Genomic DNA, 16,016 nt, shown 5'->3' with positions numbered 1-16,016 from the left:
CATACGTCAAGGCGTTTTTTTATGCTCTCCGTTGCCAGTCGGCAGGGAGATTACAGATTATACAGGCTGTAGATCAATACTGCGGCTTCTGCACGAGTCGTTACCCCGAGCGGATGAATGCGCGTGCCGTCGCCCTTAATAATTCCTGCTGCAATCAGCTTCGCAACGCTGTCTTGGGCGTATGACGCCACTTGGCCAGCATCGTTGAAGCTTTGCAGAGAAGCTCCACTTCCCGCTGGAAGTTTCTTTCCTGCCGCGGCGATCGCCTTAGCGGCCAGGGTCATCATCTCCTGACGCGTCACCGGAGCATTAGGATCAAAGCTTCCATCCGGGCGACCGGAAGCGATGTTCAGCTGCTTGGCGATAGCCAGCGCTGCGTATCGGTAGTCGCCCGATTTCACATCACTGAAGTTATCACTTGCAGTGGCAGTATCCAGACCGAGCGCTCTGACAAGCAGGAGTACAAAGTCTCCGCGCTTCACATCACTCTGCGGTCCAAACATTCCGTCCGAAATACCGGTAATAATTCCTTTGGACCCAAGCACTTCAATCGCCTGACGGGCCCATGGGTAACGCTCGATATCCCCGAAGGTCTTCTCCGTGAACGTAATGACATACGTGCCGGATAATGCTCCAGTAAAGACTACTGCCCCTGCACCACTGCGATATTGACCACTTGGGACAGCCGTCAGCGTTCCTGCCGCATTCAGGCTATGGATCGTGAGATGCTCCTCTTTACCACGTTCTCCAGCCAGTAGTACATAAGGCAGGGAGACTGTGATCCGCAAATCAGGTGATGTCCACGACACTTCTTTGCCATTAATCGTTGCACTAATTTTGTAGGCTGGCCGTGCATTTTGTCCTGCAAGCGATCCTTCCACCTTGGCGATGGTAATGATCCAAGGCGATTGAGCCTGATCTGCCCCCGCCTTCAGCACACTTGCCGGGATCAACAGTGTACCGAATCCGGTGCGGATTTCAATAGAAGTCTTCGCATCGGCGAACAACGCTCCTGCCGGCAGCTGCAGCTCATAACCTTTGGCATCCGCCAGAGATGGAATTTCAATCACGACATTCTTTTCATTACCGGACAGTGCTGCTTCCGCCTGCTTCAAGGCCTCAGCGCTAACCGTTGCCCTTGCACTGCCGTTGTCCTTATTCAATACTGGAGTCACAGTGATGATTTTGCCACCATTAACACTTTCTTTACTTCCACCTGCTGCCGGTGTTGGACTTGGTGTCGGAATATACCCTGAGTTCGAATCCGGACTATAGCTTGATCCCGGCGTTGGGCTTGGTGTTGCAGTAGGTGTTGCACTTGGTGTTGGGCTCGGAGTAGGTTCAGGACTTGGCGATGTACCCGGCCCACCATCCTCACTCAGGATATACTCGAAGCTGGATACATCGCTGGACTTCCAGCCCTCTTTGAGCGCGATAGCCTTAATCGTCTTACTTTTTCCTACATAGATTGGTCCGCTATAAAGTTGGCTGCTAGCTGTCGGCACAGAGCCATCCTGGGTATAGCGAATTTCCGCTCCGGCTGTTGCTGTCGTCAGCTTCACCTTCACCTCGCCGGTATATGTGCCTCCAGCAGGGTCGGCTTGCGGTGCGGACACCTTCTTCACTTCAGCATCTTCGGTGATGAGGTAGGAGAACGGTGCAACATAGCTGCTATTCATACCTTCCTTCACCGCTATGGAACGAATGACGGTCATATCGGAAATCTCAATCGCTCCGCTATACAGCTTGCTTTCTGCTGTAGGCAGAGAACCATCTGTAGTGTAGTAGATTTCTGCTCCTTCTGTAGCTGTACTTAATGTTACGATTTGCAACCCTTTATACTGGCCATGCTTCAGAGAGGAGACAGGCAATGCAGCCTTGCCTTCCTTCACTACAACATCCTCCGCCGGTTCCAGCGAGAACCAGTCCAGGTTGGCCCCGTTGTTGTTTAACGTGATCCGCAGCGTCTGTTCTCCCTGTGCAAGCCGGATAACACCACCAGTCTCACTGTATGAGCCCCAGTTGCCTGTCGCTGGCATAGCTGTATCCAGCAGCTTACTACCGTTCGCGGACAAGGTGACACTTACGCCGCCTTCTGTTGTGGCATAACGATAAATGATTTTATATAATCCGGCTTCAGCAATGCTCAATTTGTAGTCGAAGGAACCGCCGGATGAAGTAAATCCAATATTTTTAAAATCTAAAACGCCGTCCTTCATATTGCTCTGAACACCGTTTGTTGCAGCATTATAATAATTCTCAGCTTCAACCTTAATAGATCTGCTGCTGCCCATGACATCCGGCACATACCGCTCTACCGCGATGCCGCTGAGCTCATACCCGCCCGAACCTGCTTGCAGACGCAGCTTCTGCTCACCGCTCTTCAGCGGAAGCACTGCACGTATGCCGACCGTCTGGGAATAGAGATTTGGTACATCTAATGTCTTCAGGGTTTGACCCGCTTCTGTCTTGAAAATAATTCCCTGAGATGCTGCACCCGAGGATGTCGCTGTCAGCGTTACCGCATAGTCGCCGTCCTCCGGCACATTCACCCAATAGTCCACGTTCCCCCCGGCTTGAATGCCGGTGAGCTTTGCTCCGCTGCCTCCACCACTCGCCGTCATCCCTTGCAGTCGGTAGAATTGATCCAGCGATTTCAGCTCCAACAGGTTGATAGGCGCTGCTGCACGGGTTGTTCCCGCCAGCGTGGCTTCCGCCGTCAGTGTGGCTCCGCCTTCAGAATCAGCATAAGCGCTGACTGGCACGTTCACCTTCAGCTTCAAGTCGCTATAATACGGCTGACCATTCCAAGCCAGCGTCAGCTTCACTTGAACCGGATTGATTAGAACAGCCGAGTCAATGGAGACATGGCCCTGATCTTTTGCCGTTCCAGACACGGTAATGTCTTGCAGGTGGTCAGGGTTGAACGTTCCCCCGGTCAGGGAAATTATGATTTCCTGTCCCTTCACGTTATAAGGCAGACTGGATGGCGTAAGCGTAATGCTCTCCTCATCATTCACTGCCTTCACGATAACAGGGACTTTCAGCAGCTTCACATGGCCGTAAGCTTTCTGTGATTCAGTCTGATATACATCAGCCGTAACGGTCAGTACACGGTCTTTGTCAAAATCAACGCTCCGTGTGCCTTTCAGCACAACCTTAGCTGTGTGATCGTCTACCCGGTACACACTGTTCACAACGGTGCCAGGGTAATCTTCAATATTCCAATACGTTGCATCCAACACAGGTGCATATTTTTCGTTGTACAGAGTAACAAGCACCTCTGCTCCATCTTCCTGGCCTTCGGTGAGGATTGTATCACATTGTAATGCAGGGCCGAACACCAGTGATTTAAGCTGGAACCCTTCCCCTGTTACTTTTAGCGTCAAGATCTGTTCCCCTGCCGGGAGAGTCACCGCGCCTTGGAAGGACTGCCAGTTGCTCCATCCACCAGTACCCGGCAATCCATAGGTCGCTGACGTTACGGTAGCGTCTCCCTCACCGGCAAGCAGTTCGAATCCTGCGCCGTTATTGGCCGTGGTATACGATAACAGCAGCGGATAGCTGCCGGCCTCAGGAACATTGACCGTATATTTCGCCCAATCGCCATTGTCGGTATATCTAACCGCTCCGTCCTTCACCAGAACCCCGGAGGACCCGGTAAAATCTGCGGCAGGAAGGATGTTCGGCAGGCTCTTTGCTTCGGCAGAAGCTTTTACAAGGGTCAGGGACTTGATATTGTAGCCCTTGCCAGTGGTCTTCAGCGTAAGCTTATGAATGCCTTTATTCAGTGTTAAAACGGTGCGGTTTGCAGCAAAATCCTCTGCATCCGCAGTCTGCTTGGTCAGGTGAATGACTCCGACAGGCTTCCCGTCTTCAAAGATCTCGACTTGCTGTCCAGCCCCGGCAATGCCGGTAAAGCTGTGTTCAAAATTCAGCGCATAGCTTCCGCTTTCCTGCACGTTCACTACATAGTCGAAGGAAGAAGTGCCTTCGGAAAGTCCAGAAATATATCCATTGGCATGCTTGGTGTATTGGCCCTCGGCTGCATCAAAATCAACAGCATTCCAAGCACCCGGCGCCTTCTTGATTCCATTCACACGTTCCCATGTATACGTTCCAACCGATTTAGCCGGCATCACTGCAGTAATCTGTGTACCATCGGCAAGTAGCTTGAATGGCTGTGCTTCATTCGTCTGGTTGATCACCACAGTTACAATTTCTTTGCCATCTGGGCTTGCAAACGCCACATTGGTTACAGTGCTGCTTGAGCCGTAGTTACTATCAATCCGCACATAACCTGGTTTGACAAACTTGGTATACTGGCCCATCAAATAATATTCCGGAAGCAGCCAGTAGTTGTTGCGGTTCGCTGAATCCTGCACTATCGGTGTAGGATCGGGAATTCCTGTCCATTGGTGGGAGGCGATATCGCTATCCAGCATCGCTACCCAGGAGTTGTAGCTACGGGCCCAATTGCGGAAATACTGGGCCATCCGGTCAGCACCTGACGTTCCCCATACCGCACGTTCGGTCAGATAGACATGCTTCTCAGGATACAGGTCATGAAGCTGAGTCATCAGCCCAAGATCGCCTCCGTAATCATGGAAAGCTGTACCGTCGACGGCATCATAGGCGCCCTCTTCCTTATTCCCGAGAATCTGTGCCGGATATGCCATCGTATCACCAGGGTTGTGGTCAAAGGTCCACAGCTTCACATATGTGAATCCGGCAGCATCCAACTCGGCACGTAGCAGCTTGGCGAGCCGGGATTGCTGTTCCCACGACATTCTGGTACTTGGGTATTCGATTTCCAGCAGAGGTTCATTCTGCATGGTCATTCCCTCAAAGGTAATGCCGAGCTTCGCGTATTCCTGCAGGAATCTCACATAATATTTGGCCAGCACTGGCAAATATTCTTCCTTTACTTGCCCCTTGATCATACTGTCCGTTGTTTTCATCCAGCCCGGCGGGCTCCATGGTGAAGCAAAGAACTTAATGTCCGGGTTGATGCTCTGGATTTTTTTCACGGTGCTAATGATATGGTAATCAATATCCTTCTGAATCGAGAAATGCTCCAGATTAACATCCGTTTGTCCCGGCGGCATATCGTTATAGCTGTAAAATTCTTTATCTGTAAAATCTGCCGTTCCGATCGTCAGACGCAGCATACTCATACCAATGCCGTCCTTAGGATCGATCATTTGGCGCAGCAATTCATCCTGCTTGGCCGGAGACATCTTGGCCAGATTGTTGACGGTCGATTCCTCCATCGAGGTTCCGATACCCAGAATAGATTGATATTTCTTGTCCGGGTCAATATGAATGGACGTGCCTTCTGCATTGTTAGGCAGGGCAATATTCAGTGGTTTTTGCTGCTCCAGCTTGGCATCGCCCTCCTGATAGCGGTCGGCGTAATACCATTTCCGGTCAGATGGATCACGTTCTCTGGAGACCCAGGAGCTGACTGCATCCTGCTTAATAACATTCTCCTGTACGGTTTCCCCGCCGCCGCCCGGATTCGGCTCTTCGGCAGTAACATCTCCTGTACGGGTGTACTGAACCCAGTTGAGGTTGATATTCCCGCTGGTAAATTCAAGACGGATCTTTTGCAATCCCGCCTTTCGGAAGACCACATTATCCACCGCTTTGGTCTGCCAGTTCTGCCAACCGCCTGTCGAGGTTACGCTTAAGGTACCAAGCGTCTTCCCTTCTGCGGATTTGACCTTGATGCCTGTAGGGTTGCCATTGACTGCATACCGGAAGTCCACCCGGTAAGTGCCTGCTTCAGCTACATTGACGTTATAGTCCAGCCACTCGCCTGCTGAGGTGTAGCCAACATTGAGCCCTCCACCTACATCCTGCGTCTCCTGGGTTTGCAGGCCTGCGCTCTTGGCGCTGAAATCTTCGGCCTCGATCTTGCCCGGAATGAGATGCGCCGGTTCCTGGACTACCGGTCCTTCCGGCAGAACAGGTGTCTCTTCATTTTTGGTCAACCCATAACCTGTCTTGAACAAGACATTCTGACTCTCGTTATTCACCGGATATTGATCCAGTGTAAACGGCCAGCGGATCGGGTTCTTGCCCTTGAAATCCTTGTTACCGAACAGCACATCGGCAACCCCGGCTCCCTCCGTACCTGGCAGCCAGGCAGCGACGAGTGCGTCCCAATCCTTCAACTGCGGGGCAATTGTCATTGGGCGCCCGGAGACGAGCACCACAATAATCGGGATATTCGGATCAGCGGCCCGAATGTTGGCCACTGTTGCCAGATCCTGCTCATCCAGGTTCAGATTCGTACGGTCCCCGGCGCTCTCCGCATATGGCGTTTCGCCGATCACGGCAATCGCCACATCATGGCCGGCCGCACCGCGTCCATTTTTGTTATAGGTAACGCTTGCGGACGGGGAAACCACATCCTTGATACCTTGCAGAATGGTGGTGCCTTCCGTGATCTTTCCGGATTTGCCCTGCCAGGTAATCGACCAACCTCCAGCCTGATTGCCGATATCATCCGCATTCTTCCCGGCGACAAAAATCTTCTTCATCCCGCTTAGCTGGGACAGAAGCGGCTTGCCGTTCACTTTGTCATTCTTCAATAGCACCAGCGATTCCGCTACCGACTGACGTGCCAGTGTCCGGTTCTCCGTGGAGCCGAAGGCACCCGCCAGATCAGTGTCACTCTTCGGATGCTCGAACAGTCCAGAAGCAATTTTCACCCGGATAATCCGCTCAGCGGCATCATTAATCCGCGCCTCCTTGACTCTACCTTCGCCTACAAGATCCTTGATATGCTTCAGACTGATTTTCCAGTCTGCGGTTAACATGAACATATCAACCCCGGCGTTGATGGAAGCGGCAAGCTGATTTTTCAATCCACTGACCGGTTTCCCGTCACTATCCCGTGTAATTTGCTGTACAGCGTTATAGTCAGAAATAACAAAGCCTGTAAAGCCCAGGCCGCCGTTCTTCTTGTCGCCTTTCAGTACATCTGTGAGCAGATGCTGATTGGCATGCATCTTCAAGCCATTGATACTGTGGTAGGATGCCATTACAGTCTGTACACCCGCATTCACTGCGGCCTCGTATACTTTCAAATCCTTTTTGATAATTTCTTCTTCGGTGTAGTGAGTAGTATCACCCTGGTTTACTCCATTGTCCGTATAACCCTCACCCAGATAATGCTTGGCAGTACCCGTTATGGTACTTGCACCGACCAATTCTGCAGGCGTTCGCCCCTGTAATCCCAGAATATAAGCCGCCCCAAGCTTGGCAGTAATCTCTTGATTGTCACTGAAGCCCTCGTACGTGCGCCCCCATCTTGCGTTGTAAGGAGAGGCCATGGTTGGGGCAAAGGTCCAGTTCGCTCCGGTCGCCGCCACTTCCTTGGCAGCAGCTGCCCCGATCTTCTCTGTCAGTTCAGGGTCATTCGCTGCTCCCAGCCCGATGTTGTGAGGGAACAATGTAGCCCCTTTGAGATTGTTATGTCCATGTACTGCATCGACGCCATACAGCAGGGGAATACCTAGCCGTGTCGACAACGCACCATCCTGATATCCGTCGATCAGTGACCTCCAGTGATCCGGCGTGCTGTCGCTTTCCTTCCCATTTGGAAAGGAGCCGCCGCCGCTGAGGACAGAGCCAAGTCCATACTCCATCACTTCCTCAGGTGTAACCGAGGCCCTTTCGGCTTGGATCATCTGCCCGATTTTCTCGTCCAGCGTCATGCGGGATAGCAAGTCAGCCGTACGTTCATCCACACTTTTCCTCGCATCATAGTATACCGGAAGTCCTGTCTCACCACTTGCAGCACGTGCCACGCCTGCGCCCAGCACATCCAAAACCACTGAAGACAGCAAAAGCATGACCAAAAAAATGGACAATCTTCTTTTCACGCCTGAATCCTCCCCCAATACGTAGTTGTTGTTTGGTACGGAACTTAGTGCGCATCTCCCTTTGGAAGCGTATACAGATTTAAGCTCAGGCTTATTATGCTGGAGACGATTGGTAAAAGACAGGCCTCATTTTTTAAATCATCTACACCGTTTTTGTGAAATTAAAAAATATTCAACATTTGTAACGGTCTGAAAGAAGGTAATATGAATCATAGATTTAAGAACATACGTTTGGTATAATGGATACAAAATTACATAATAGATAGCGAGGAATATGAATGATTACACGTTTATCCAACCATTACGGGGATGATACCTGCTCTGCTTTCACCGCTGCCGGAGATTTCATCTTTCTTGCTCATCATTCGGGAGGACACGAGCGGGACGACATTGCCTTTCAGATGATGCAGAGCTTCGAGAATCTCAAGACTACCCTGCATGCCGCAGGAGCAAGACTTGTAGATCTTGTACAAATCAACCTGTATCTGCGGGATATCGAGCATTTCTCCGTCGCCCGTGACGTATTCCGCACTTACTTTGATAATGAGACCTTTCCGGCACGAATGACTACCACCAGCAAATTTGTGAACTCTTCTTGCCTGTGCATGATGGATGGAATTGCTTATAAACCCCGGAGTTAGGTAAGGCATTCTTGGGAACCGCACACAAGAGCATCACCTCATTTTATCTTTTTGAGAGCACCGTTCTCATCGTCAAAAATAAAAAGCGCCTGACGGAATCCGCCTGGCGCTCTCTTCGTAGCTATCTTATGCTTGTGGTGCTGCTACCACATTATTATCTAGAAATTCAAGGGATTTCAGTGCAATCTCTTGTTTAATCACTGCGAGGAAGGATTGCAGATCTGTTGTCACCGTCTCAGCCTGCCCCCGCTTGCGAAGTGAGATGGATTGTCCAGCCTGCTCGCTCTCACCCAGCACGATCATATACGGAACCTTCGCCATTTGCGCTTCACGGATTTTGTAGCCCAGCTTCTCGCTGCGATAGTCAACTTCAGTGCGAATACCTGCCTCCTCCAAAGCCTTTCTCACCTGCGAAGCATATTCATTGTACCTGTCAGAGACCGGCAGGATCTGAACCTGCACTGGTGATATCCACACCGGGAAGGCCCCGGAGAAATGCTCTATCAATATCCCGATAAAACGATCGATGGAGCCGTAGACTGCCCGGTGGATAACCACCGGCCGATGCTTCCCGTTATCCTCGCCAATGTAACTGAGGTCGAACTTCTCTGGCATCTGGAAGTCCAGCTGTATTGTTCCACACTGCCAGCTGCGCTTCAGCGCGTCGAGAATGTGAAAGTCGATCTTCGGTCCATAGAATGCCCCGTCTCCCGGGTTGATCCGATACTGGATGCCGCGCTTCTCCAGCACATTTTGCAGGGATTGCTCCGCCGCGTCCCACAGCTCCTCGGAGCCCATGTAATCCTCAGGCCGAGTAGACAATTCGATGCTGTATTGAAAACCAAAGACCTGATAAATATGGTCGATAAGCTCGATGACACCAGCGATCTCCTCCTCAATCTGGGAAGGGAGCACGAATAGATGTGCATCGTCCTGACAGAAGGAACGCACCCGCATCATGCCATTCAGCGCGCCAGAGAATTCATGGCGGTGAACCTGGCCGAACTCGGCCAGACGCATTGGCAGCTCCCGGTAGGAATGTCGGCTGTTCTTGAACATCAGCATGTGACCTGGACAATTCATTGGCTTCAATGCGAACTTCGTATCGTCTACATCTGTGAAGTACATATTGTCCTTATAATGATCCCAGTGACCTGATTGCTCCCACATCCGGACATTCATCATAAACGGTGTACGCACTTCATCATAGCCGCCCTGTCTTTGCAGCTCACGGGAGAAGTCCTCCAGCTCTGTACGAATGATCATGCCTTTGGGCAGGAAGAAGGGCATGCCCGGCGCTTCTTCCGAGAACATGAATAAGTCCAGCTCTTTGCCCAGCTTACGGTGATCCCGTTTCTTGGCTTCCTCCAACAGGTTCAGATGCTCATCCAACTGATTCTGCTTCGGAAAAGACGTGCCGTATATTCGCTGCAGCATGTGGTTATTGGAATCTCCCCGCCAGTATGCACCGGCTACATTCAGCAGCTTGAACGCCTTGATCTTGCCAGTCGACGGCAGATGCGGCCCCCGGCAGAGATCGAAGAATTCTCCCTGGTCATAGATGCTGATGACCGAATCTTCCGGTAAGTCACGAATCAATTCCAGCTTGTAGGGATCTTCCAATTCCCCGAAGATGGCTAACGCCTCTTCCCGGCTAACTACACGGCGAGTAATCGGGAGATTTTCCTGTATTATCTTCTTCATTTCTTTCTCAATAGCTTTGAGATCGTCTGTAGACAAGGATTTCTCCATGTCGATATCATAATAGAATCCGTCTTCGATAACGGGGCCAATGCCCAATTTGACGGCCTTTTGCCCATATATTCTTTTCAGTGCCTGAGCCAAGAGATGGGCTGTGCTGTGCCGGTATATCTTTAGCCCTTCCTCATTTTCCAGCGTCACAATCTCAACCCTACTATCGGCCTCTACCGCTGTACGGAGATCCACCACTTCACCATCCACTTTGCCGGCAACTGCCGATTTCCGCAAAGCGGAGCTGATGGAACCTGCAATCTGTTCTACTGTCATGCCATTCTCGTATGCCCGGACAGACCCGTCCGGAAGTGTTACTTTAACCATTTGTTACGCCTCCATCCACGAATTATTGAACGCAAAAAAACACTCATCCCAAGGGACGAGTGCGTTCAGCTCGTGGTTCCACCCTAATTTGACCCACAGGTTGCTGGGTCCTCATCAGCATCTTGTAACGGAGATGGTCCGGTGATGTATACTTCCGCAGGCACAGAGCCTTCAGGTTCCACATCACGGCTACAAAGGGGTAACTCCATCGTCAATCAGAAGAAGCTTGCAGCGGTTGCTTCTCTCTCTGTGCAGCTTGATTAATGGAATCATGTCTCTGGTCATAGCCGGGATTGTATGGCTTGGCGTTGATTATAGCTGTACGTAAAAATAAAGTCAAGGCGTTATTTAACATGATCTCCTCACGCAAATACAGGGGACAGCGTCAGCTGCCCCCTGTATTCTGCTATAAATCATCGTCATCCAGTGAAGCTTCCTTGCGGGAAGCATAAGCCTTAAACAGATAAACCAACAGCGCGCCAGCGACCAGATTTCCGGCCACCAGCCCAGGCTGCTCCCCGATTCCCCGCAGGAAGGGGAGCCATAACAATACAGCCAATGCAAGCTGAATTCGGAAGATAAACATGATCGAATTCTGCGCCTTGCTGCCCTGTGGTAAGGGGTACACAATTAACCAAAAGGACTCGCTATGCAGCCTCCGTAGTGCAGACAACTGAATGCCGAGAAGGAACAGGAAGAACAGATAAATCCCGCTACCCAGATAGCTACCGTAATTCCACCAGTTCAGGAATAAGCCAAGCACGGCGATCCGCAGAACAATTGCGAAGATGTCACCGCGGGCAAAGCTCTTGGTCAGCAGAAAACGGTAAGCCGTACTTTGGCGCCAAGGCAAGTTACTCCCCCATTTGGCGAGATAACGACGGGCATTAACCCGCTGCTCGCGCCCCGGTACATCCACGAACCAGCCAAGAATCATCAGCGCCCGAGCGCCCTGATTCTTCTCGGTGGCAATAAGTCGTTCCCAAGCCACACGGTGCCGGCCCGGAACGGCCAGCGCTGCGAGGTACGCCGCCGCCAGTAGCGCAATAAAAATCAACGCCCGGCCGGGCGGCTGCCAAAGCCAGGCTGCGATCATAAGACCGCCAACCGCCCAGCGCAGGAGGGTGAACGACCTGGATGCAGGGCGGGACAGCATGCTGAGCTCGCGCCAGCAGCCGAAGCTCGACAGCACCTTCACTCCGGCCAACAAGAGTGCTGTAGCCCAGAGCAGTTTGGGAGTCTCTTCCGTACGTATGTAAAGCGGCCATAACGTAATCAGCACAAAGGCCAGGCGCAGGAGCTTCCACACATTCCCACTGACCCACGCCGGAGCAAAGTATTCACGCATCCGATGACCCTGCGGCAGCAGGAAGACGGTATCCGGACTTTGCAGATAGGTCCGGAAGCTGCTGTGCACCGCCGCAGGCAGCAGCAGTACGAGCATGATCCAGCGAATAGGAACGCCTTCCGGAATGTTCCGGAGCAGAGAAGTATACCAGGCAGAAAAAGCGATCAGGATGAAGATGAATACCATCGCCACACCACTCTGGATAATATATCCGGCATAAGGCAGCATTTTCCCCATGGACTGACCGCGCCGCTGCCGCCGCAGCTCCTTCAGATCCATATCACTGACCTCCTTGAACCAACTCGTAGAACAGCTGCTCCAAAGACTGTCCTGGAGATCCGGCCGCCGCAGTCATTTCGTCCAACGTTCCGCTGGAGATCACCTTGCCTTGGTGCAGCACAATAAAACGATCGCAATAGTTTTCAATCGTAGACAGAATATGAGAGCTGAGCAGGATCGACGCGCCAGATTTCTTCAGATCCATCATGAAGTCCAGCAGGGAACGAATCCCTAGCGGGTCCAGACCTAGAAAAGGCTCGTCAATCACGTACAGGGCAGGACGAGCCACGAAAGCGCACATAATCATGACCTTCTGCTTCATACCCTTGGACAGATGAGAGGACAGCGTGTCCATCTTGTCCTCCATGCGGAACAGCTTCGCAAGCTGGATACTTCGAGATTCATAGTCGCTGCGATCCACACCATAGGATCGCGCTGTAAATTCCACATGCTCTCGCACTGTCATTTCTTCGTACAAGAGCGGGGATTCCGGCACAAAGGACAACGCGCCGTGATACCCCTCGGGATCGGCAGCCCGTGTCTTGTCATTGACCCGAATTTCTCCTTTATGCGGAGACATCAGCCCAAGAATATGTTTCATCGTCGTGCTTTTACCTGCCCCGTTCAGGCCGATCAGACCAACCATTTCACCGGGCTGGACTTGCAATGCAATATCATGCAGCACTGGCTTGTTCAGACTGTAACCACCGGTTAAACCCGTAATTTGTAATACGGGAGTTATACTCACTGGCCATCCCCCCTCGGAGTTTTGTTCTTGAGCCACTTCGGTGCTCCCTTATTCTTCCGGTCTTGCTCGCGGACCTTATTGCTCGCACGTTTATTGCGAACAGGTGCTGCTCCGCTGCGGTGATCCCGTCGCGGGTCCCCACCGGATGACGCAGCAGTGTTCTCTTGTACCGGACGCCGGGTTGGCTCGACAGAATTAGCCGCTTCGGCAGCTGCAGAACCGACACTGGACGTCCGTACCGTAGGCTTGCCGCTGCGGGATTCTGTTCCGCCACCTGCAGAACTATTGCGCGGTGCCGCTCCGCCGCTAAATGATCCGCCACTGCGGGCCGAATTGCGAGCTTCCTCCGCAGTAAGCACCTTCCCGGCGAACAGCTCGCGCTCTTCCAGCGCAATGTCCAGTTCCCGTGCGAATTTGCGCATAATAAAAGTCTGCTGTTCTGTCACAATGGAGACCGATAAACCACGGCGGCCCATGCGACCGGTCCGGCCAGCCCGGTGTACATAATGCTCGGAGTCAAAGGCGGGATCAAAGCTGACCACCAGTGACAAATCCTCAATGTCCAATCCCCGTGCTGCAACGTCACTGGCGACCAGCACCTTAAATTTGCCGTCACGGAACTTGGACAATACATGACTGCGTGTAACTTTATCCGCATCTCCGTAAATAGCTGCCGCCGTCAATCCCAGATGGTTCAGCTTGGCTTCTACTTCAGCAATATCATCTGTAGCATTCACGAACACAATAGCCTTCTTAGGATTGTAATGACGGATCACCCGGCGCAGCATATCGATCTTGTTCCGTTCCTCAGTTACCACGTAATGATGCTCCAGAGTTTGGGAGGTCATCACTCCTGGGGCAATGCCAACTTCTGCCGGATTCTTCATCTCCCGATTCGCCAGCGCTTTCGTCTCCGGTCCAATCGTGGCTGAGAGCATGACGAGCTGCCTTGTCCGCAGCGCACTGCTAACAATCTTCGCTACCTCTCCAGCTCCGCTCAGTTGGAACATCTGATCAGCCTCGTCAATGACGATTGTGCTAACCTCATGCATCTTCAGCTTGCGCAGTCCGATCAGTTCCCGGATTCGGCCGGGAGTACCGACTACAAGCTGCGGATGCTCACGTAGCTTGTCTATTTGCCGCTTGATCGCCGCACCTCCGATCAGACCCTGCACACGGATTCCCCGGTGCGCACCATAACGCTCAGCTTCACGCACAATCTGCATGGCCAGCTCCTGTGTAGGCGCAAGTACAAGCTTCTGCACCACTTTCTGTTCCGGGTTAATGCCCTGAAGCAGCGGCAGCAGATAAGCCAGCGTCTTACCTGTGCCAGTCTGGGAAGCCGCGATCACGTCTCTTCCTTCCAGAAGTAACGGAATCGTCTGCTCCTGTACAGGGGAAGGCTCGTTGATGCCGAATTCCGACAATCGGGCCGCTAGATCTTCCTGGATGCCGATGGCCGCAAATGAAGCTTTAGTCATAATAGTAATTCATCCTTTTCGCTTGAGATAATATCTTTATTATATGCCAAAAAGGCCTCTCCACCAAATGGAAGGCCCCATCGTCCTTTTGCCACTCGTTATTTACGGTTCATGGCGTTATAGGTCAGCTTGTCCGCCAGCCGGGGAAAAAGTCCATACAGCCGGATGCCGAAGGCTGCGAGGCCCGGTAGATCCAGCTCCTCCTTGCCCTTCTCCATCAATCGGACAATCTTGGTGGAGACATGCTCCGGCGTCATCATCATTCTCGCCACGCTCTTCTCGTAGCCCCCGGACGGGTCGGCAATCTTGAAGAAATCGGTCGCGATCGGCCCCGGATTAACCGCCGAGACAATGATTCCAGTCTTGCGCAGCTCTTGTCGCAACGCATTCGTAAAACCCAGCACAGCGTGCTTGGTTGCAGAATATGCTACCGCTTTGGAGGTTCCTATCTTGCCCGCCATGGAGGCCACATTCACAATCTGACCGGTTCCCCGAGCTAGCATATGCGGAACTACCGCCTTGGTGCAGCGGACAATCCCCATGTAATTGACATCCATCATATCGTCGAATTCCTCGGGGTCCATCTCTGTAAACGGAGCAAATTTGCCATAGCCGGCATTGTTAAGCAGAATATCGATTCTGCCATAATCGGCAAGGATTCTGGCAAACGTCTCTTCTACGGCTGCCGCATCTCTTACATCGCATGGATACAATCCAAAAACGCCCGGAATTCCGGCCGCCGTTTCTTTCAGCTTGTCTTCTGAACGCGCCAACAGAACAGGAACGGCACCCCGGCCGCTTAACATCTGCGCCGTGAGTGCGCCGATGCCGCTCGACGCCCCTGTAATGACAATAATTTTATCCTTCAACTCCATGAAATGCAGTTCAGCTCCCTGTTATGTGCACTAAGAGATCATCACCTGAATATCCAGTTCGCCGATCCCTTCCATCAACAGCGGGATGCTAAGCGCTTTGCTCGATTCAAATGACATACTATCCGATTTCATCAACTTCGGCGGTGTAATATCTACAGCGACTCCCTGGTTGGATAAAATGGTGCTGGCATTGCCGCTGATCATATTGCTGAGCTCCGAAATCGCGCTTTGGCCCATCTCGTCCATTTCTGTAATCACAAAACCACCCATCATGATCGATACCATCCGCAGTGCCACTTGCTCAGCAATCCCAAAAATAATGTTACCGCTAAGCTGTCCGGTCATTCCTACCTGTATCCATATATGATTATCGATTTGCTTAATCTCTTTGACACCCAGATTACCGGTGGACGGCGAAACCTGAATTACTTGTTCGATTACAATGCGTGCAGACTCCAAAAACGGATTGATTACTTCTGCTTTCATGAAGATGCTGTCCCCCTCGCTAGGCTTTAGTCATATACCAAAAGTCCCAGGCAATATAAATTATTATACTCCATATATCGGCACAATTCACCAAAAATTAAGGCCTGACCAACTAAAATCCCAAGATTACTCAAGGCGGATCATTGCCCTGTCGGGTGTAATCTCCTATAATTTAATCAAATAC

9 protein-coding genes are annotated in these 16,016 nt (G+C 51.8%); 1 reads left to right on the top strand and 8 read right to left on the bottom strand.

Going from position 1 to position 16,016, the window contains the following annotated elements; all coding sequences use genetic code 11:
• Positions 1 to 50: 50 nt before the first annotated feature.
• Positions 51 to 7,895 (bottom strand): glycoside hydrolase family 3 N-terminal domain-containing protein, encoded by a 7,845-nt coding sequence (locus ACFORK_RS15275; RefSeq protein WP_379200303.1) that lies wholly within the window; start codon positions 7,893 to 7,895, stop codon positions 51 to 53.
• Positions 7,896 to 8,173: 278 nt separating this feature from the next.
• On the opposite strand from ACFORK_RS15275, the gene ACFORK_RS15270 reads away from it, so the two are divergent.
• Positions 8,174 to 8,536, top strand: a complete 363-nt coding sequence (locus ACFORK_RS15270) for a RidA family protein (RefSeq protein WP_379200301.1) — start codon at positions 8,174 to 8,176, stop codon at positions 8,534 to 8,536.
• Positions 8,537 to 8,662: 126 nt separating this feature from the next.
• Here ACFORK_RS15270 and thrS read toward each other — a convergent pair whose 3' ends face one another.
• From thrS to ACFORK_RS15235, 7 genes are all read right to left on the bottom strand, one after another.
• Complete coding sequence (thrS, locus tag ACFORK_RS15265) at positions 8,663 to 10,615, bottom strand: threonine--tRNA ligase (protein ID WP_379200299.1); 1,953 nt, start codon at positions 10,613 to 10,615, stop codon at positions 8,663 to 8,665.
• Between the two features lie 211 nt (positions 10,616 to 10,826).
• Positions 10,827 to 10,970, bottom strand: a complete 144-nt coding sequence (locus tag ACFORK_RS15260; RefSeq protein WP_379200296.1) for a hypothetical protein — start codon at positions 10,968 to 10,970, stop codon at positions 10,827 to 10,829.
• A 51-nt stretch (positions 10,971 to 11,021) separates the two neighbouring features.
• Positions 11,022 to 12,242, bottom strand: a complete 1,221-nt coding sequence (locus tag ACFORK_RS15255) for an ABC transporter permease (RefSeq protein WP_379200294.1) — start codon at positions 12,240 to 12,242, stop codon at positions 11,022 to 11,024.
• 1 nt (position 12,243) lies between these two features.
• A complete protein-coding gene (locus tag ACFORK_RS15250; protein ID WP_379200292.1) occupies positions 12,244 to 12,990 on the bottom strand; it encodes an ABC transporter ATP-binding protein in 747 nt (248 codons plus the stop codon).
• A complete protein-coding gene (locus ACFORK_RS15245; protein WP_379200290.1) occupies positions 12,987 to 14,471 on the bottom strand; it encodes a DEAD/DEAH box helicase in 1,485 nt (494 codons plus the stop codon). The genes ACFORK_RS15250 and ACFORK_RS15245 overlap by 4 nt, the downstream gene beginning before the upstream one ends.
• Positions 14,472 to 14,569: 98 nt before the next feature.
• Entirely contained in the window at positions 14,570 to 15,346 is a 777-nt protein-coding gene (locus ACFORK_RS15240) for an SDR family NAD(P)-dependent oxidoreductase (RefSeq protein WP_379200288.1), read from the bottom strand.
• Between the two features lie 30 nt (positions 15,347 to 15,376).
• Positions 15,377 to 15,832, bottom strand: a complete 456-nt coding sequence (locus tag ACFORK_RS15235) for a chemotaxis protein CheX (protein WP_379200286.1) — start codon at positions 15,830 to 15,832, stop codon at positions 15,377 to 15,379.
• Positions 15,833 to 16,016 lie beyond the last annotated feature (184 nt).

Origin of the sequence: Paenibacillus sp. GCM10012306, assembly GCF_042649265.1 — a bacterium.
Taxonomy (GTDB): domain Bacteria; phylum Bacillota; class Bacilli; order Paenibacillales; family Paenibacillaceae; genus Paenibacillus_AQ.
This window is presented reverse-complemented; position numbering and strand designations above follow the sequence as displayed.